At 68.9% G+C, this 16,733-nt stretch carries 15 protein-coding genes and 1 pseudogene; 9 read left to right on the forward strand and 7 right to left on the reverse strand.

Features of this window, described 5'->3' with window-relative positions:
- The first annotated feature begins 17 nt into the window (after positions 1 to 17).
- Positions 18 to 1,229: an MFS transporter gene (locus tag SNAS_RS08770; protein WP_013017048.1), complete on the forward strand. Its 1,212-nt coding sequence runs from the start codon at positions 18 to 20 to the stop codon at positions 1,227 to 1,229.
- Between the two features lie 4 nt (positions 1,230 to 1,233).
- Here SNAS_RS08770 and SNAS_RS08775 read toward each other — a convergent pair whose 3' ends face one another.
- A complete protein-coding gene (locus SNAS_RS08775) occupies positions 1,234 to 2,700 on the reverse strand; it encodes a GAF domain-containing protein (protein WP_013017049.1) in 1,467 nt (488 codons plus the stop codon).
- A 181-nt stretch (positions 2,701 to 2,881) separates the two neighbouring features.
- Between SNAS_RS08775 and adh the strand changes: the two genes are divergently transcribed.
- From adh to SNAS_RS08790, 3 genes are all read left to right on the forward strand, one after another.
- Positions 2,882 to 4,405, forward strand: a complete 1,524-nt coding sequence (gene adh, locus SNAS_RS08780; RefSeq protein ID WP_013017050.1) for an aldehyde dehydrogenase — start codon at positions 2,882 to 2,884, stop codon at positions 4,403 to 4,405.
- 75 nt (positions 4,406 to 4,480) lie between these two features.
- The gene (locus SNAS_RS08785; RefSeq protein ID WP_013017051.1) at positions 4,481 to 4,858 is read left to right on the forward strand and encodes a DUF779 domain-containing protein; all 378 of its coding nucleotides are present in this window, start codon (positions 4,481 to 4,483) and stop codon (positions 4,856 to 4,858) included.
- 95 nt (positions 4,859 to 4,953) lie between these two features.
- A complete protein-coding gene (locus SNAS_RS08790; RefSeq protein ID WP_013017052.1) occupies positions 4,954 to 6,033 on the forward strand; it encodes a DUF1266 domain-containing protein in 1,080 nt (359 codons plus the stop codon).
- Positions 6,034 to 6,043: 10 nt separating this feature from the next.
- Here SNAS_RS08790 and SNAS_RS08795 read toward each other — a convergent pair whose 3' ends face one another.
- Positions 6,044 to 6,295, reverse strand: a complete 252-nt coding sequence (locus SNAS_RS08795; protein ID WP_013017053.1) for a mycoredoxin — start codon at positions 6,293 to 6,295, stop codon at positions 6,044 to 6,046.
- Between the two features lie 125 nt (positions 6,296 to 6,420).
- On the opposite strand from SNAS_RS08795, the gene SNAS_RS08800 reads away from it, so the two are divergent.
- Positions 6,421 to 7,629, forward strand: coding sequence for a cation:proton antiporter (locus tag SNAS_RS08800; RefSeq protein WP_013017054.1), 1,209 nt, complete (start codon positions 6,421 to 6,423; stop codon positions 7,627 to 7,629).
- 7 nt (positions 7,630 to 7,636) lie between these two features.
- Here the strand turns inward: SNAS_RS08800 and SNAS_RS08805 are convergent, their stop codons facing one another.
- Positions 7,637 to 8,461: an arylamine N-acetyltransferase family protein gene (locus SNAS_RS08805; protein ID WP_013017055.1), complete on the reverse strand. Its 825-nt coding sequence runs from the start codon at positions 8,459 to 8,461 to the stop codon at positions 7,637 to 7,639.
- A 158-nt stretch (positions 8,462 to 8,619) separates the two neighbouring features.
- Here SNAS_RS08805 and SNAS_RS08810 point away from each other — a divergent pair, with 158 nt between their 5' ends.
- The gene (locus SNAS_RS08810) at positions 8,620 to 9,141 is read left to right on the forward strand and encodes a TetR/AcrR family transcriptional regulator (protein WP_169313867.1); all 522 of its coding nucleotides are present in this window, start codon (positions 8,620 to 8,622) and stop codon (positions 9,139 to 9,141) included.
- A 53-nt stretch (positions 9,142 to 9,194) separates the two neighbouring features.
- Here SNAS_RS08810 and SNAS_RS33880 read toward each other — a convergent pair whose 3' ends face one another.
- From SNAS_RS33880 to SNAS_RS08825, 3 genes and pseudogenes are all read right to left on the reverse strand, one after another.
- Entirely contained in the window at positions 9,195 to 10,589 is a 1,395-nt protein-coding gene (locus SNAS_RS33880; protein WP_425281038.1) for an MFS transporter, read from the reverse strand.
- Between the two features lie 75 nt (positions 10,590 to 10,664).
- Positions 10,665 to 11,267, reverse strand: a pseudogene (locus SNAS_RS37540) (MFS transporter); the annotation flags it as partial.
- A gap of 107 nt (positions 11,268 to 11,374) precedes the next feature.
- Positions 11,375 to 12,340 carry a trypsin-like serine peptidase gene (locus tag SNAS_RS08825; RefSeq protein WP_013017058.1) on the reverse strand — a complete coding sequence of 322 codons (966 nt, stop codon included), beginning with the start codon at positions 12,338 to 12,340 and terminating at the stop codon, positions 11,375 to 11,377.
- A gap of 205 nt (positions 12,341 to 12,545) precedes the next feature.
- On the opposite strand from SNAS_RS08825, the gene SNAS_RS08830 reads away from it, so the two are divergent.
- Positions 12,546 to 13,682 (forward strand): methyltransferase, encoded by a 1,137-nt coding sequence (locus tag SNAS_RS08830; RefSeq protein ID WP_013017059.1) that lies wholly within the window; start codon positions 12,546 to 12,548, stop codon positions 13,680 to 13,682.
- Between the two features lie 63 nt (positions 13,683 to 13,745).
- Here SNAS_RS08830 and SNAS_RS08835 read toward each other — a convergent pair whose 3' ends face one another.
- Positions 13,746 to 14,678, reverse strand: a complete 933-nt coding sequence (locus SNAS_RS08835) for a trypsin-like serine peptidase (RefSeq protein WP_013017060.1) — start codon at positions 14,676 to 14,678, stop codon at positions 13,746 to 13,748.
- A 203-nt stretch (positions 14,679 to 14,881) separates the two neighbouring features.
- Here SNAS_RS08835 and SNAS_RS08840 point away from each other — a divergent pair, with 203 nt between their 5' ends.
- Complete coding sequence (locus tag SNAS_RS08840) at positions 14,882 to 15,418, forward strand: DNA-binding protein (RefSeq protein WP_013017061.1); 537 nt, start codon at positions 14,882 to 14,884, stop codon at positions 15,416 to 15,418.
- 23 nt (positions 15,419 to 15,441) lie between these two features.
- Positions 15,442 to 16,692 carry a serine/threonine-protein kinase gene (locus tag SNAS_RS37150; RefSeq protein WP_013017062.1) on the forward strand — a complete coding sequence of 417 codons (1,251 nt, stop codon included), beginning with the start codon at positions 15,442 to 15,444 and terminating at the stop codon, positions 16,690 to 16,692.
- The last annotated feature ends 41 nt before the right edge of the window (positions 16,693 to 16,733 follow it).

Below are 16,733 nucleotides of genomic sequence, written 5' to 3' on the forward strand. Positions count from 1 at the left end.
CACTAAGGACACCCCTCATGCTGACCGTCCTCAAGCGCCCCGACTACCGACTGCTGTTCATCGGCACCTCCGCCAGCATCATCGGCGACACCCTGCTGTTCCTCACCCTGGGTATCTGGGTCAAGGACCTCACCGGCTCCGACGGCGCCGCCGGGCTGACGATGTTCTTCCTGGGCGCTCCGATCCTGCTGGCGCCGTTGGCGGGCATGCTCGTCGACCGGGTGAAGTTCCGGCCGTTCCTGATCTGGGCCAACATCGGCAACGCCGTGGTGCTGCTGCCACTGGCCTTCGTGTCCGGCCCCGACACGGTGTGGCTGATCTACCTGGTGGCGGTGCTGCTCGGCCTCGGATCGATCCTCGACTCGCCCGCCCTCAACGGCCTGCTCAAACTGCTGTTGCCCGAGGACCTGTTCGTGGAGGCCAACGGCGCCACCCAGACCGTCAAACAGGGCCTGCGGCTCGTCGGCCCGATCGCGGGCGCCGGAATCTACCTGGCGCTGGGCGGATTCGCCGTCGCGCTCATCGACGCGGCCAGCTTCCTGGTCGCGGCGGGCGCCATCGCCCTGCTCAAGGTGCGACAGTCCACACGCGAACCGCGACGCTCGCACTGGATCACCGAGATGACCGCCGGATTCCGGTTCATCGCCGCCGAGGGCGCGCTGCGGCGGGCGATCACCGGTCTGTTCATCGCCGCGGCCGGACTGGGCGCCATCGAGGTCATCGGCTTCGCCCTCAACGACAAGGGCCTGGGCATGGAACCCGCGTTCATCTCGGTCATCGTCACCGTCATGGGCGTCGGCGGCCTGACCGGCGGCGTCTTCGCGGCCCGGTTCGTCAAGAAGGTCGGCGAACTGGCCGCCGAGGCCGTCGGCCTGTTTGGGCTGGCGGTGACCTTCGCGGTGTGGGCGGTGCCCACCCTGCCGGGCGTGCTGGCCGCCGCGGTGCTGGGCGGCTTGGCGATCCCGGTGGTGATGGTCGCCGACAACACCCTGATCCAGAAGCGTTCCCCGCACGAGCTGATCGGCAGGGTCTCGGCCGCCTGCGACCTGTGTTACGCGGTGCCGCAGCTGGCCTCTCTGGCCACCGGCGCGCTATTGGTAACCATAGTGGACTATCGGATCATCCTGGTGGTCATGGCCGTGCTGATGACGATCGCGGGTGCCTACATGTTCGGCGGCCGCAAGCTCACCAGTCCCGCCGCGCCTAAAGTGACCGTCGCCGAGGCGTGAACCGTCAGTCCCCGTCGTCGACGGCCGCCAGCCGGGCCAGCGCCCAGTGGTGCCGGGCGTCGCTGCGCGGCGTGTGCTCGCACAACGCCTCCAACAGCCCCAGATCCCCGTCACACGGCGGGAACCGGATGACACTCCACAACAGATCGACGTCCGGACGTGCCAGCACCGCGCCGCGCAGCGCGGCCAGCTGCTCCTCCCGGGCGGCGCGGATGGCGGGCGCCTCCGAGTACGGCAACAGCCCGCCCCGGAAGCTCGCCACCGCGGCGCCGACGTCACCGTGCCGCAGCGACCGGTCCACGGTCAGGAAGTCCACGTCCGCGTCGGCGGCCAGCCGGTACGGCTTGGTGACCAGCACCCGCTGCCCCAGATGCGCGCGCAGCCGGTGGATCTCGGTGCGCACCGTCACCGGGTTCCCGTCGTCGCCGTACAGGTGGAAGGCCAGCTGTCCCGCCGTCAGTCCGGCCGGGTGCATCGCCAGCACCGTCAGGATCTCGGCGTGCCGACGCGGCAGCGGCAGCACCCGCCCGGCCACCTCCACCGTCGGCTGCTCCTCACCCAGCACCCGCAGCCGCAACCGGGGTGAGGCCGCCGTCCGCGTCACCGGACCGTTCTCCAGCCGCAGCAGATAGCCCTCGTCCAGCGGCTCCACCCACACCCGGCGCCCACCCAGCCGGGACTCGCCGGGATCGACGCGCTCGGGCAGCCCGGTGGCGGTGGCCGCCAGCACCCGGCCGGTGGCCGTCAACAGCGCCCCGGGACGGTCGCCCAGCCGCGACTGGTGCCGCCGCGCGAACCGGCGGTCCCGCTCGTCGGCCAGTTCGGCCAGCCGGGACTCGGCCAGCCGCGCCGCCGCCGACACCAGCGCCACCGTCGCCGGGTGGATCGTGTGCAGCGGCCCCGAGATGTCCACGGCGCCAAGGATCTCGCCGGTGTCGGGGTCGTGCACCGGAGCCGCCGCGCAGGTCCAGTCGTGATACGTGCTGACCAGGTGCTCGGCCGAGTAGATCTGCACCGGCCGGTCGATGGCCAGCGTCGTGCCCATGGCGTTGGTGCCGATCGACGCCTCCGCCCACGAGGTGCCCGGGCTCAACCCCACCCGGTCGGCCCGCAACTGCACCGACGCGTGCCCCTCCCGCCACAGCATCGTCCCGTCCGCGTCGGTGACGATCATGACGTGCATCGCCTCCTCGGCGATGGACAGCAACGTGTGCCGCAGCAGCGGCAGACACGCCGCCAGCGGATGTTCCCGCCGGTAGTCGACGGCGCCGTCGGCGTACACCACCACCGGCCCGTCGGCGTCCGGATCGACCCGAGCGGTCAGGCTGCGCCGCCATGAGGCCGTGATCAGGTCCCGGGGCGCGTCACCCGAGACTGTCCCGGCGAGCATGTCGTCGCGCAGCCGCCGCATGCGCCGGGCGTAGGCCACGGGGTCGGGGACGAGGGTGTGGGCGAGGGGATCTCGGCTCATGGCGGCCTCCCGGTCGGTCCTGGTGCCGACGGCGCACGTCACGGCACCCACGCAGTTTGAGAATAGTCCGCTACGCGCGCAACGGTAATCGGAGTCGGACACCCGACGCAACGTCGATGCAACGTTCGTGGTCATACCGTGACGGCCTGAGCAGTCCGTTCCATCTCCAGGAGGGTGAGACATGACGACATACGCGGCACCCGGCACGAGTGGAAGCGCGGTGGCCTACGCGTCCCGGTACGACCACTTCATCGGCGGCGAGTACGTGCCGCCCGCCAACGGGGAGTACTTCGACAACCCGACCCCGGTGACCGGAGCGTCCTTCACCGAGATCGCCCGTGGCACCGCCGCCGACGTCGAACGGGCGCTGGACGCCGCGCACGGCGCGAGCGTCGCCTGGGGCAAGACCTCCGCAGCCGAACGCGCGGTGCTGCTCAACCGCGTCGCCGACCGGATCGAGCAGAACCTGGAAATGCTGGCGATCGCCGAGACCTGGGACAACGGCAAGCCGGTCCGCGAGACGCTGGCCGCCGACCTGCCGCTGGCCATCGACCACTGGCGCTACTTCGCGGGCGCGATCCGGGCCCAGGAGGGCGGCATCTCCGAGATCGACGCCGACACCGTCGCCTACCACTTCCATGAACCGCTGGGCGTCGTCGGCCAGATCATCCCGTGGAACTTCCCGCTGCTGATGGCCACCTGGAAACTGGCCCCCGCGCTGGCGGCGGGCAACGCGGTCGTCCTCAAACCCGCCGAACAGACCCCCGCGTCGATCCACCTGCTCATCGGACTGATCGCCGACCTGCTGCCGCCGGGCGTGGTCAACATCGTCAACGGTTTCGGCGTCGAGGCCGGCAAACCGCTGGCGTCCAGCCCCCGGGTCGCGAAGGTGGCCTTCACCGGTGAGACCACCACCGGACGGCTCATCATGCAGTACGCCAGCCAGCACCTGCGCCCGGTGACCCTGGAGCTGGGCGGCAAGAGCCCCAACATCTTCTTCACCGACGTCGCCGCCGCCCACGACGACTTCTATGACAAGGCCCTGGAGGGCTTCGCGATGTTCGCCCTCAACCAGGGCGAGGTGTGCACCTGCCCGTCGCGGGCGCTGATCCAGTCGCGGATCTACGACGGCTTCGTGTCCGACGCGGTGGAACGCACCTCGAGGATCACGCAGGGAAACCCGCTCGACACCGACACCATGATCGGCGCCCAGGCCAGCAACGACCAGTACGAGAAGATACTGTCCTATATCGACATCGGCCGCAAGGAGGGCGCCAGGGTCCTGTGCGGCGGCGAACCCAACGACCTCGGCGGCGAGCTGTCCCAGGGTTTCTACGTCCAGCCGACCATCTTCGAGGGCAACAACAAGATGCGCGTCTTCCAGGAGGAGATCTTCGGCCCCGTCGTGTCGGTGACCCGGTTCGACGACTACGACGACGCGATCAAGATCGCCAACGACACCCTCTACGGCCTCGGCGCCGGGGTGTGGTCGCGCGACATCGCCACCGCCTACCGTGCCGGACGCGACATCCAGGCCGGTCGGGTGTGGACGAACTGCTTCCACGCCTACCCGGCGCACGCCGCGTTCGGCGGCTACAAGCAGTCGGGCATCGGCCGCGAGAACCACAAGATGATGCTGGAGCACTACCAGCAGACCAAGAACCTGCTCGTCAACTATTCACCGAAGGCGCAGGGCTTCTTCTAGCCCGCGACAGGCGCGTCGGCGGTGCCCGCTCAACCCACCGGCGGGTGCCGCCGACGCTTATCGACCGGAGGAGCCATGACGCTTCGCCAAGTGGATCTGACCGAGGCGGCGGCGCGGCTGCTGCGCGAACTGACCGTCCGGCATGGACGGTTGATGTTCCACCAGTCCGGCGGCTGCTGCGACGGCAGCTCGCCGATGTGCTATCCGTTGGGGGAGTTGAACCTCGGCGACGCCGACCACCACCTGGGCGACCTTGACGTGCCCGGCCTCGACGAACCGGTGCCGGTGTGGATGACGGTCGCGCAGTACCAGTACTGGAGCCACACCCACCTCACCATCGACGTGGTGCCCGGCCGGGGCGCCGGTTTCTCGCTCGAAGCCCCCGAGGGGGTGCGGTTCCTCATCCGGTCCCGGCTGCTGACCGAGGACGAACTCGCCCAGCTGCGCGCCTGACGGTGTGAGCCGTCCCGCTGCCTCTCGCACCAGCTAGACCCCACGCCGCAACGCTGCTAGGTTGGCGGGCGCTCTCGTGAAAGGGACCGGCAGCCGTGGCCAACCAGATAGAGGAACTCGAGAAGTCCGTCAAGGGCACCTTCGCCGACGGTGACTTCCACTTCGACCACCCCAACAGCGTGCTGCGGATAAACAGCCTGTTCAGCCGGTGGTCCACCTCGGCCATGGCGCCGCTGGCCCTGGGTCTGCTCGGCCTGATCGCCACCGGCGTCACCGTGTTCGTCGCCTCCAGCACCGTCATGCTGACCGCCCTGGGCCTCAGCGTCCTCATGTTCGTCCTTTTCGGACTCACCTTCGCCAATCCCGGTTTCGTCATCGACTTCCGGCAGCGCCAGGTCCGCTACCGCAAACACCGCATACCCTTCGACCGGATCCGCCGGGAACAGTTCAGCTTCGACCACGGCGACTACGTGCGGCTGTCCTTCCACGGACCCGGCTTCAAGAAGCACATCGCCGAGTTCAAGACCTCCGAGACCCAGCAGGCGTACTACTTCCAGGAACACCTGCTGCGGCTGTTCGAGTCCCCGGACATGTGGAGCGTGTTCACCTACGGCTCGAAACTCACCCCGGTCCAGTGGTGGATCCAGGGCGTCAGCGCCGTCTTCACCGTCGACTGGGGAATGCCGCTGGGCGAACTGGGCGACTTCAGCGGCCCCTTCAAGAGCCTGGGCCGCACCGGCATCAGCCGGGCCCTGGAACGCGACTGGGGCATCCGCGACCGCGAGGGCATGGTCGCCCAGATCGAGTCACTGGCCCGCGACGGCCACCGCGAACAGTTCGCCCAAGCGGGGATCCCCGGCAAGTACCTCGCCTGGGACTACGCGCGGGCGCTGTGGATGCAGCGCATGGGTTTCATCCTCGGCTGGTTCGACGAGGAGTACTGCTGGGACACGATGCTGCCCCTGGCCCGCGACGTCCAGCGCCACTACAGCGGCTGGGCCGAGATGAACCACTGGTACCTGGAGGGCCGACGGCTGTGGTCGGCGGCGGTCTCGGACGGGAAACCCGACCCGGTCCAGGCGCAACGGGAACGCACCGCCGAAAGACTAGCGGCAGATCCCAAGTGCCCCTGGAACTTCCTGCCCTGGGATCTGCCCCTTCACCGCGACTGGTGAGAATCCGGCACTAAGCGGCCGTGTCGGCCACCGCCGCCAGCTTCTCGCGAACCTGGACGATGGTCGGGTTGGTCATCGCCGAACCGTCCGGGAAGGTCACCGTCGGAACCGTCTGGTTGCCGCCGTTGACGCTCATCACGTAGTCCGCCGCCTTGGGGTCGTCCTCGATGTCGACGACCTCGTATTCGATGCCCTCCCGGTCCATCTGGCTCTTGAGCCGTCGGCAGTATGTGCACCACTGGGTGGAGTACATGGTGACCACGAAGGTCTCCTCTCGAGTCTGGTTCACGATCGGCCCAACATACCCGTAGCCCGCCGCATTCCCGTCTGTGACGCCGCTTCTACAAACCGCGAACACGCTTGGTCCGAAAACCATAAGCTTTGCCCATGGCGGGGGCCGTTGCGGACGAGACGTGGCTGGGCGCGGTACTGGTGTTCGCCGCTGCGGTGATCGCGCCGCTCATCAGCGACAGGTTCAAGGACCGGTTCCCGATCCCGCTGCCGGTCATCGAGATGCTGTTCGGCATCATGCTGGGCCCGGCCGTGCTGAACCTGGTCATGGACAAGGGCATCGCGCAGGACCTGTCCGAACTGGGCCTGGCGATGCTGTTCTTCCTGGCCGGGTACGAGATCGAGTTCGCCGCGATCCAGGGCCGCCCGCTGCGGCTGGCGAGCCTGGGCTGGTTGATGTCGATCGGGCTGGGCGTCGGCGCGGCCTGGGCGGTCTCGCTGAACTTCTGGGTGGCGCTGCTGATCGGGGTGGCGGTGTCGACCACGGCGCTGGGCACCATCCTGCCGATGGTGCGCGACGCCGGGATGCTGGAGCGGCCGGTCGGCAAGTACCTGATGGCGGTCGGCGCGATCGGCGAGTTCGCCCCGATCGTGGCGATCGCGGTGCTGTACGGCGGCGGCAACCACGAGACCAACCCGGCGCTGCTGCTGGTGGGGCTGGTGGCGGTGGGGGTGGCGTTGCTGATGATGCGGCCCCGCTCGGGACGGGTGTCGCGACTGCTGTCGCACACTCTGGGCACCAGCGTCCAGTTCGCGATGCGGCTGTCGATGCTGGCGATCGTGTCGATGGTGTGGATCGCCGCCGAGATCGGCGTCGACATCGTCCTGGGCGCCTTCACCGCCGGTCTGGTCATCCGTTGGGTCATCTCCAGCATCAGCGACCAAGAGGCCGAAGTCGTCGCCTCCAAACTGGACGCGATCGGCTTCGGCATGCTGGTGCCGATCTTCTTCGTCATGACCGGCGTCCGCTTCGACGTGGTGGCGCTGTTCGGCAGCGTCACCGCGATGCTGCTGATCCCGGTGTTCCTGCTGCTGTTCCTGCTGTCGCGTGGTGTCGTCACCTGGGTGACGCACCGCAGGGTGGTGCCGCAGCGCCGCGAACGGGCCGGGCTGTCGCTGTTCGCCGCCACCCAGCTGCCGCTGGTCATCGTGGTCGCCGACATCGGCAAGGACTCGGGCGTCATCACCGACAGCATCGCCGCCGCCCTCCAGGGAGCGGCACTGCTGTCGGTGATGTTGTTCCCGCTGATCGCGCTGTGGCGCGGCAAACGCGACGCGCCGGACAAGAACCTGGCAGCCGTGTGACGGCCCCTCAGACACCGATCCGTTTCTCGATGTCCAGCCAGGCTTGGTACTGCTCGGCCGTCTTGTTCCACAGCAGCCGCACGTTGTCGGGACCCAGATCGTCGACGCTTATGGCCAGCCCTTTCAACGCCTCGGTGAAGTCCGCCAGGTCCTCCAGCACCCGTCGCGTCTTCCCGGCCGGGCCGGTGTCGGTCAGGACCCGGCTGCGCAACGCCAGCTCGTGTCCGTCGCGGTGATGCTGGGCCACCAGCACCTTGTGCATGACGGGCGTCGAATGACGGGCGTTCTCGGCGAACTCGGACAGCTCACGCGGCACGGTCCGGAAGTCCCACGAACTCACCGAGCCCCCGGCATGGTGACGGGCGCGCCAGACGCCGTCGCTCAGCCGCTCCAGCCGATAGTCGAGTGTGCCCTGCCGATGCGTACCCTCGGTCAACGGCAACGGTTCCAGGAACGAGTCCCCGATACCGACATCGGCCAGCCAGCGTTTCCCGTCCACGTGGACCAAAAGCGCGATGTGGTTGCCCCAGACGTCCTCGCCGCGCTTTTCCCGCTGCACTCCCGACTCGACGATGTCCACGTCGAAACCCACCCCGCGCAGCAGCAGGGCCAGGGTGCCGTTCATCTGGAAACAGGTGCCGCCACGGCGCCGGATCCCGAACTTGTCCACAAGGAACTCTGAGTCCAGTGGTGTGTCGCGTCCCAGTTGCAGGTCGAAGTTCTCGTAGGGGACGTGGGTTCGCCAGGCGCGGTAGAGACCGCGCAGGGTCTTCAGGTCGGCGCGAGTCGGGAACGGCTGCTCCAGCCGGTCCAGGATGGGTGTGATGTTCATGTCGCCTCCAAAAGCGGAAGAAGTTCTTCCGTTAATAGTAGCGAAGCGGACGGTATGATTCCACATATGTGGTGGCGACGACAGGACGGTGACCGATGACAGGCCGGGGACCAGGCAAAACCCTCCGCGTTGACGCGCAACGCAACCACGAGCAGATCATGGCCACCGCCCTGCGGCTCCTGCCCGAACACGGCCCCGACATGCCCATGGAAGAGCTGGCCCGCGCCGCCGAGGTGGGCGTCGGAACCCTCTACCGGCGTTTCGGCGGCCGGGAACAGCTGATCGAGGCATGCGCGGCCGCCGCCTTCACGTCCGTGACGACCCACGCCCAACGCGCCGAAGCCGAAACCGACGGCTGGTCGGCGCTGTCGACCTTCATCCTCGACGCCGCCCCCGACCTGATGGTGGTCGGCTGTCTGTCCACCTGGTACCCCGACAGCTGGCGCAAGGTCAAGGCATCCCAGGCCGAACAACACCGCCGCTCCGAGATCATGGCCGTCCTGGACCGACTCGTGCGCCAGGCCCAGGAACAGGGTCGGATGCGCGACGACGTCGACGTCGACGACGTGGCGATGATGCTGGCACTGGTGCTGCGCCCGATCCCGGGCCGAACGGACACACTGGACGCGACCCGCCGCTATGTCAGTCTGATGCTGGACGGGCTGCGAACCCGACCATGAGAAGGCCGGACCCCCGTGGATGATCCTCCACAGGGGCCCGGCCGCTCGATGTCCTACGCGCGCGGGTCGAAGTCGATCCCGTCAGGCTTGGCCTTGTCGAGGTTGTCCTCGAAAGCACCGTCCTTGATGGCCAGACTCGCGGAACCGAAGTCGGCGTTCACCAGCGTGTCGCGGATACCGGACGGGAAGTTGTCCCAGCCGACCAGATCCGGGTACTGCCAGGCGCCGTAGTGGTTCTCGGGAGCCTCGTCGTCACCGCCCAGCCGGAAGCAGTGGGTGCTGCCGCCGTCCTTGTGGTAGACGACCTTGGGATGCGTTCCCTCCCAGGCGACCTTGTCGCTCGGGTCAGTGGTGTAGTCGCCGTGCTGCGACGTCGACACGTACTGGGCCTGGTCGTCCTTGACCCACACGACGATGTGTTCGAGGTCGTGCCGGTGCCCGAACGCGTCCGCGCCCGGAACCACCTGGTCCTTCTCGAAGTACAGGTCGTACAGGTAGGCGCACCAACCGCTGTCGTCGCACTTGGAGCGCGAGTACGCGTTGGTGTTGTCCAGATCGGACTGATCGCGGCAGTTGCCGTTGAGGTCACCGGAGTTGTTGAGCCCCGGGTTCAGTGTCCCGTCCGGCCCGATCGCCGGGGTCGAGTAGCAGCCGTCCTTGTCGTAGTCGAGCGCCGGTTGCCACTTGGCGTCGGCCTCGGGAGCGGACGCCGGTAGCGCCGCTGGCGGATCGGCGAACGCGGGAGTCGTCGGCAGTATCACCGCCACGAGCACCGCGAGCGCGCCGAGGGTCAACGCCCACAGGCGAATCCGCCGCTTCTTTCGGGGGTCGATGGATTTTGAGTGCACTGTGTACATTGGGGTGCCGGACCTTTCGTACTTACAGGCTTGTAAGTGTTCAGTATGGCCCGGCTCACTCGTCCTGGCAACCCCGTCTGACCGGCGCGACGGTATCCACCGCGCCATCGCCCCGGCCCCGGCGACGCTCAATCCCGCCATGACCAGGATCGCCGGACCCAGACTCGCCGCCGCGGTGACGCCGCCGATCACCGCCGGCCCCATCGCGAAACCCAGGTCGACGCACAACCGCCAGCCACCCAGGAACTCCGCCCGCCCGATCGCCGGAGCCGCGTCCGCGCCCAGCGTCATGACGATGCCGCTGCCGACCCCGTTGCCGATCCCCAGCAGGATCGACGCGGCCAGCAGCGTCGCGAACCCCGAGGTGAACGGCATCCACGCCAGCGCCACGGCCATGATCCCCAGGCACGGCAGCGCGATCGCCCGGCGCCCGAACCGGTCCATGATTGACCCCGCCGGGTAGAACAGCAGCATCTCCACGGCACCGGCGATGCCGAAGATCAGGCTGGTCGTGGTCGCGTCGAGCTCGATATGGGCGCCCCACAACGGAATCACGACGTTGTTGGCGGCCCGCACCGCGCCCAGGATCATGACGGCCACCCCCAGCGTCCGAAACACCGGCAGGTGCTCCCGCAGCGTCCGCGACGAACCCGAGGGCGCGACCGGCTCATCCGCCGGTTCGGCGGGCTGCGGGTCCCTCACGCACGCCACCGCGACGGCGGCGCCCACGGCCGCGACGACGTACACCCCGTAAGCCCCGTCGGTGTCCCACACCTGCATCGCGGCGGCCCCGATGAACGGCCCCAGGAACCGCCCCACCCGCTGCACACCGCCCAAGACGGACATGGCCCGGCCCCGCAACCGCAGCGGCACCACCTCGGTCAGGTACGAGTGCCGCGCCAGCATCCACACCGAGTTGCACATACCCACCACGGCGATGGCCACCGCTAGCACCGCCACCGACGGCGCCACCACACACCCCACCAGCGCGACCCCCACCAACACCGTCGCCCACAGCATCGCCCGCCGGTCCCCGACACGAGCGGCGAAGGCACCCGCGGGAACATCCCCGATCAACATCCCGACACCGCTCAACGCCCCGATGAACGCCGCCACCCCGGTCGAGGCCCCCAACTCCAACGCCGACAACACCACCACCGGCGCGATCGCCCCTTGCCCGACGCTGTAGATCGCGGCGGGCAGATAAACCGTCGGCACGACCGCACGCAAACTGGTCACCGTGGCGGGGGACTGCTCCATACCCCCCATTAAACAGTACGCACGTACTGTTAACCCCTCGGCCCATTCGGGTCACGAAGAAGAGCCCTGGCCGAAGCGAACTTCAGCCAGGGCCGGAATCCAGGTGAAACAGTGGCTCAGCTGCCCTGCGCGGTGTTGTACACGTTCTGGGCATCGGTTCCAAAGAATGGACCGAACATGGTGTTGGGCAGGAAGGTGTAGCCGAAGCTGTTGACCGAGCCCTGTAGGCCGGTGCCGTTGGCTTCGGAGAAGTTGAAGAACCACGGGCCGCCGCTGGAGCCGCCGGTCATGTTGCAGCGCATGCTGTGGTCGTTGCTGAGCAGGAAGTCGCGACCGGTCTTGGCGCTGCAGTAGATGAGCTTCTCGCCGTTGTAGGGGGAGGCGGCGGGGAAGCCGAAGGAGTACATGTTCTGGTTGTAGGCCCCGTTGAACTTGAGGCCCTGGCCGCCGACGACGTCGGTGAGGGACTGGGAGTTGAGCGGGTTGACCACGGCCGCGCCGACGTCGTAGTTGATGTCCTCGCTGGCTTGCCACTGTGGGGTCGTGAGGGTCTTCTTGGCCGTCCAGGTGCCGTAGGGGCGCTGGCCGTCGTGGTAGTTGGGTACGAAGACCCAGTTGGTGTGCCAGCTGCCCTGGTACTTGACGCAGTGACCAGCCGTGATCACTGTGGACTTGTTGGTGCTGGTGACCGCGTTGCCCGAGCAGGAGGCGTTGCGGCCGTCGAAGGTGAAGAAGACCCGGCCGGAGGTGGTGACGACCTTGCCGCCGCCGGTCCACTGTGCGCCGAGCTGGGGGAAGGCCATGGTCTCGGCGCCTGAGGGTTCGACGACCTTGGTCTTGCCGGTGGGCACGTCGGAGAGTTCGCCGACGTCGGACTTGTCGAGCTTGATGAGGTCGAGGGCCTCGGCGGCGCGCATGCGTTCGGGCGTCCAGTACTTGGTGACCTTGGACTGCTCGGCCTTGGAGTCGGCGGCGGCGTGGGCTACGGCGCCTTGGGTGGGTTCGGCCTGGGCGGCGGCCGGGACGGTGAGGGCGACCGCCACGGCGGCGGCGGTCAACAGGGCGATTCGGACACTTCTCATCTGAATGGGGCTCCTCGGAATCCTGGCGGTGACGACGATGTCACCGCATCGAGAGGTTCAGATATGACTATGGTTCATGTTATTGGCATTCGCCGTCCCCCGCTAGACCCAAAGTGTCGTAGAGCTGACAGATTCAATCCCTATGGGACGGTAATGCGAAGGCCGTCGTTTACACTCGCGGGATGTCGGAAGCGGCCGTTGCCTGATGGAAGCGCGTGAGGAAGCCCCGGACGTTCGGGTCTGGTGGGACGAGGGGCTGGTGGAGCGGTCGGCCCGGTGGCGGTCCGCCCGTGGCGCGCCGCCGCCCGGCAAGATCGTGGTCGCGGACTCATCCGTGCCCGTCGCCGTCGCCGTGCGCAACGCCTCCCAGGGCGTGGCCATGTTGTGGCACGGGCCGTTCGTCGAGGCCCGGCGGCTGCTGTCGCGGATGCGCAAACGCTGGGACCGCAAACCCGTGACGTCCAGCGGTGACGTCGCGATGGACTTCTACCGGCACCGGCAGGCCCGCAAGAACCGGGCCCGGGTGCTGGGCATGGTGCTGGTTGAACTGGACGCCGACCGGCTGGCCGAGCTAGGTGCCGACGACGGGCTCGCGGCGGCGATCCGGGACGCCTACGGCGATCTGGACGAGCCGGTCGTCGTGTCGGTGCGGGATCTGCTGGGCGTGCTGAGCGCGTACCAGTGGCAGCGTGAGGGCGTGTGGGTGGAGGCGCTGGGGGAGCGGATCCACCCCCGCTACGGGGTGTTCTCGCCGACCCGCGACGAGTACGTGGACCTGGTGGCCGCCGCGCCGCTGCCCGAGGGCGCGACGGTCTTCGACATCGGCACCGGCACCGGGGTGCTGGCCGCGCTGCTGGCCAAACGCGGCGCCCGCGTGGTGGCCACCGACATCGCGCCGCGGGCGGTGGAATGCGCCGCCGACAACATGACCCGGCTCGGCCTCGACGACCGGGTGGAGGTGGTCGAAGCCGACCTGTTCCCGCCCGGCCGCGCCGACGTGGTGCTGTGCAACCCGCCGTGGCTGCCGGGAACCCCGAACTCGACCCTGGACGCGGCCGTGTTCGACCATGGTGGACGGATGCTGTCCGGTTTCCTGGACGGGGTCGCGGCCCATCTGAACCCCGGCGGCGAGGCCTGGCTGGTGATCTCCGACCTCGCCGAGCGGCTGTACATCCGCGAACCCGGTGAACTGGAGCGGATGGTCGACGCCGCCGGACTGCGGGTGCTCGACCGCACCCACGTCCCGCCCCGGCACCCGGCATCCCGCGACGCCACCGACCCGCTCGCCGACGCCCGGGGCGCCGAACGGGTGTGGCTGTGGCGCCTGGCCGCGGGCGACTGACACGCGACGAGATCCGGCCCCGCCCGACACGAGGTCGGACGGGGCCGGAAACGGTTGTGCTGACTAAGCAGCGGCTGCCTTGTCGTACAGCGCTTTGGCGTCGTCGCCGAAGTACGGTCCGAACATGACATTCGGCAGGAACTTGTAGCCGAAGCTGTTCACCGAGGACTGCAGACCGGTGCCGGTCGCCTCGTCGAACTCACGGAACCACGGTCCACCACTGGAACCGCCGGTCATGTCGCACGGCAGGCTGTGGTCCTGCGTCAGCAGCACGTCCTTACTGGACGTTCCACCGCAGTAGATGAACTTCTCGCCGTCGTAGGGGTCGGCGGCGGGGAAGCCGAAGGCGTACATCTTCTGGTTGTACTCACCGTTGAAGGCGACACCCTGGCCGCCGACGGTGTCGGTGAGCGACTTGCCGCCCTGCGGCTCGACGACGGCGGCGCCGACGTCGTAGTTCATGTCCTCATCGGCTTCCCACTGTGGAGTGGTCAGCGTCTTGGACGCGGGCCACTCGCCAAAGGGGGCCTGGCCGTCGTGGTAACCGGGCACGAAGACCCAGTCGGTGTGCCAGGCGCCCTGGTACTTCACGCAGTGGCCCGCCGTGAGGACGGTGTTGCCGTTGTCGCTGGTGACCGCGTTGCCGGAGCAGGACGCGTCCTTGCCGTCGAACTTGAAGAACACCCGGCCCGCCGTGTTGACGACGTCGCCGCCGCCGGTCCACGGGTCGCCGGTCGAGTCGGCCAGCGTCGGGTCGATCTCCACTTCCGCACCGGCTTTGACGTCGTCGGTGAGGGTGCCGGGGTCGAGGTTGATGTCGAGCGACACGGCGTTCTCCATGCGGCTCGACGTCCAGTAGTCGGTGACACCGTCGCTTGTGGTGTCGTTGACGGCGGCGCCGTCGCCCGTGGCGGGGTCGGCCACGGCGGTCGCCGGACCGACGATGGCCACGGCCGCGCCGATGAGCGACAGCGCTGCTATGCGGGCTGCTCTCATAGGGGAACCTTTCTGAGAGGGGCACATGTCCTTGTGGGCGCATGTGTGTCTATGTATCGATGGGGAGTCTATAAGTGAATGACGGGTATGCGCTACCCCTGAGTAGCTTCGGGATTCCGTCGAGGATGGACGGCTGAGCCGGTGCGGGTATCGTGCTGTTGCGCGGCCGAGGCCGACCGCGCGACCCGGAGCAGGAGAAACACGTGAGCGACAACGCCGAACTCGTCGAGCGCAACCGACGGCAGCAGACTGAGCTGTACGGGCAACCGCTCGGCGACCTGCTGGGCGGGATCGCCCGGCAGCTGGGGCTCAACCAGGCCCGGCTGGCCGGGGTGCTCGGGCTGTCGGCGCCGATGCTGTCGCAGCTGATGAGCGGCCAGCGCGCCAAGATCGGCAACCCCGAAGCGGCCCAGCGGTTGCAGGCGCTGATCGACCTGTCGGGGGAGGTCGCCGCCGCCCGGCTGAGCCCCGACCAGGTCCCGGCCCGGCTGGCCGAGATCGGAGCCCAGGCCGGAGCCCTGTCGACCACGGGCAACACCGGGATGCGCCCCAACGCGGCCACCGCCGCGCGCACCGTCCAGAACCTGCTGCGCGCCATCGCCGGCGCCCAGGAGGTGCTGTCGGCGGCGGCGACCCTGGAACGCGAGCACCCGGAGCTGGCGGAGTTCCTGCGCGTGTACGGCGCCGGACGCACCGCCGACGCGGTCGCGCACTACGCGGCGCGCGAGCACCTGCTCTGAACCGTCGGGCAGGATGTCCCGGTATGGAGATCTTCGCCGGGAGGTACCACCTCGTCGATCCCATCGCCGACGGCGGCATGGGGTCGGTGTGGCGTGCCTGGGACGCCAAACGGGGCGGTTACGTCGCGGCGAAGCTGTTGCGTCCCTCCGACGCGGCGTCGCTGCTGCGGTTCGTGCGCGAGCAGGCGCTGCGGGTCAGCCACCCCAACGTGGTGGCGCCGCACGGCTGGGCCGCCGAGGACGAGCTGGTGCTGCTGACGATGGACCTGGTGGGCGGCGGCAGCGCGCACCAGCTGATCGGGGACTACGGGGCGATCCCGGTGCCGTACGCGGCGGTGCTGGTCGATCAGCTGTGGAGCGCGCTGACCGAGGTGCACGCGCACGGCATCGTGCACCGCGACGTGAAGCCGGCGAACCTGTTGCTGGAGGTGACCGGACGGGCGGCGCCGGTACTGCGGCTGGCGGACTTCGGGATCGCGGCGGTGACGGGACAGCCCCGGCTCACCGAGGCTAGCGTGATAGTTGGCACTCCAGGATATCTCGCCCCCGAGGCATTGCTGGACACCCAACCCCATCCCACCCACGACGTCTACGCCACCGGAGTGGTCGCCTGGCGCCTGCTGACCGGCCTGACCCCGCCCCCCGAGGGCCCCGCCGTCGACCCGCAACACCCGCCAACCAACGTCCCCGCCCCGGTGTGGCGAGCGGTCGCGACCTTCACCGAACCCGATCCGCAACAGCGTCCGTCCAGTGCCGCCGACGCCTGGCGGGCCTGGCGCGAGGCGTTGTCCGCAGCGGCCGTCCCGGCGGTCGACGCGAACCGGCCCGACGCTGTCGAGGTGTTCGACCAGCTCGGCCCGTTGCCCGACGGCTTCGCCCCCAGCGGCCCCGTCCGGCTCGCGCCCGCTCCGCCGCTGTCCCCGGCTTTCGGTGGGGCTCAAGCTGGAGCTGGAGAAGCTGAGGGCGTGCCGCCGAGCTCCGGAGCTGGGGCTGGGGCACAGCCGTCGCCGGGCTCTGGAGCTGGGGCAGAGGGCGCCCCGCCTGGCTCTGGAGCTGGAGCCGTGTCGTCTGCCTCCGGCCAAGGCCAAGCCGCGACGGGGCGCCCGACGCAGGCCGTGCGGCCGAGCTCCGGAGCTGGAGCCGGGCCGCAGCTGCCGCCCACCAAGTCGATGCGCGCCAGCGGGGGGCGCCGTGTGGTACTGGGCATCGCGCTGGGGTTGGCCGCGTTGGGGGCCGTCATCCTCGCCGTCTCGCTGGTGCTGTTGCTCGCATAGCGAACGGCCGGGCATCCACGATGGATGCCCGGCCTTAAGGG

Origin of the sequence: Stackebrandtia nassauensis DSM 44728 (genome assembly GCF_000024545.1) — a bacterium.
Classification (GTDB): domain Bacteria; phylum Actinomycetota; class Actinomycetes; order Mycobacteriales; family Micromonosporaceae; genus Stackebrandtia; species Stackebrandtia nassauensis.

What these genes read in the sequence shown, in the direction of transcription:
- SNAS_RS08770 (WP_013017048.1), top strand. Translation starts at nt 18, where the DNA reads ATGCTGACCGTCCTCAAGCGCCCCGACTACCGACTGCTGTTCATCGGC.
- SNAS_RS08775 (WP_013017049.1), bottom strand. Translation starts at nt 2,700, where the DNA reads ATGAGCCGAGATCCCCTCGCCCACACCCTCGTCCCCGACCCCGTGGCC.
- adh (WP_013017050.1), top strand. Translation starts at nt 2,882, where the DNA reads ATGACGACATACGCGGCACCCGGCACGAGTGGAAGCGCGGTGGCCTAC.
- SNAS_RS08785 (WP_013017051.1), top strand. Translation starts at nt 4,481, where the DNA reads ATGACGCTTCGCCAAGTGGATCTGACCGAGGCGGCGGCGCGGCTGCTG.
- SNAS_RS08800 (WP_013017054.1), top strand. Translation starts at nt 6,421, where the DNA reads ATGGCGGGGGCCGTTGCGGACGAGACGTGGCTGGGCGCGGTACTGGTG.
- SNAS_RS08805 (WP_013017055.1), bottom strand. Translation starts at nt 8,461, where the DNA reads ATGAACATCACACCCATCCTGGACCGGCTGGAGCAGCCGTTCCCGACT.
- SNAS_RS08810 (WP_169313867.1), top strand. Translation starts at nt 8,620, where the DNA reads ATGGCCACCGCCCTGCGGCTCCTGCCCGAACACGGCCCCGACATGCCC.
- SNAS_RS33880 (WP_425281038.1), bottom strand. Translation starts at nt 10,589, where the DNA reads ATGATCCTGGGCGCGGTGCGGGCCGCCAACAACGTCGTGATTCCGTTG.
- SNAS_RS08825 (WP_013017058.1), bottom strand. Translation starts at nt 12,340, where the DNA reads ATGAGAAGTGTCCGAATCGCCCTGTTGACCGCCGCCGCCGTGGCGGTC.
- SNAS_RS08830 (WP_013017059.1), top strand. Translation starts at nt 12,546, where the DNA reads ATGGAAGCGCGTGAGGAAGCCCCGGACGTTCGGGTCTGGTGGGACGAG.
- SNAS_RS08835 (WP_013017060.1), bottom strand. Translation starts at nt 14,678, where the DNA reads ATGAGAGCAGCCCGCATAGCAGCGCTGTCGCTCATCGGCGCGGCCGTG.
- SNAS_RS37150 (WP_013017062.1), top strand. Translation starts at nt 15,442, where the DNA reads ATGGAGATCTTCGCCGGGAGGTACCACCTCGTCGATCCCATCGCCGAC.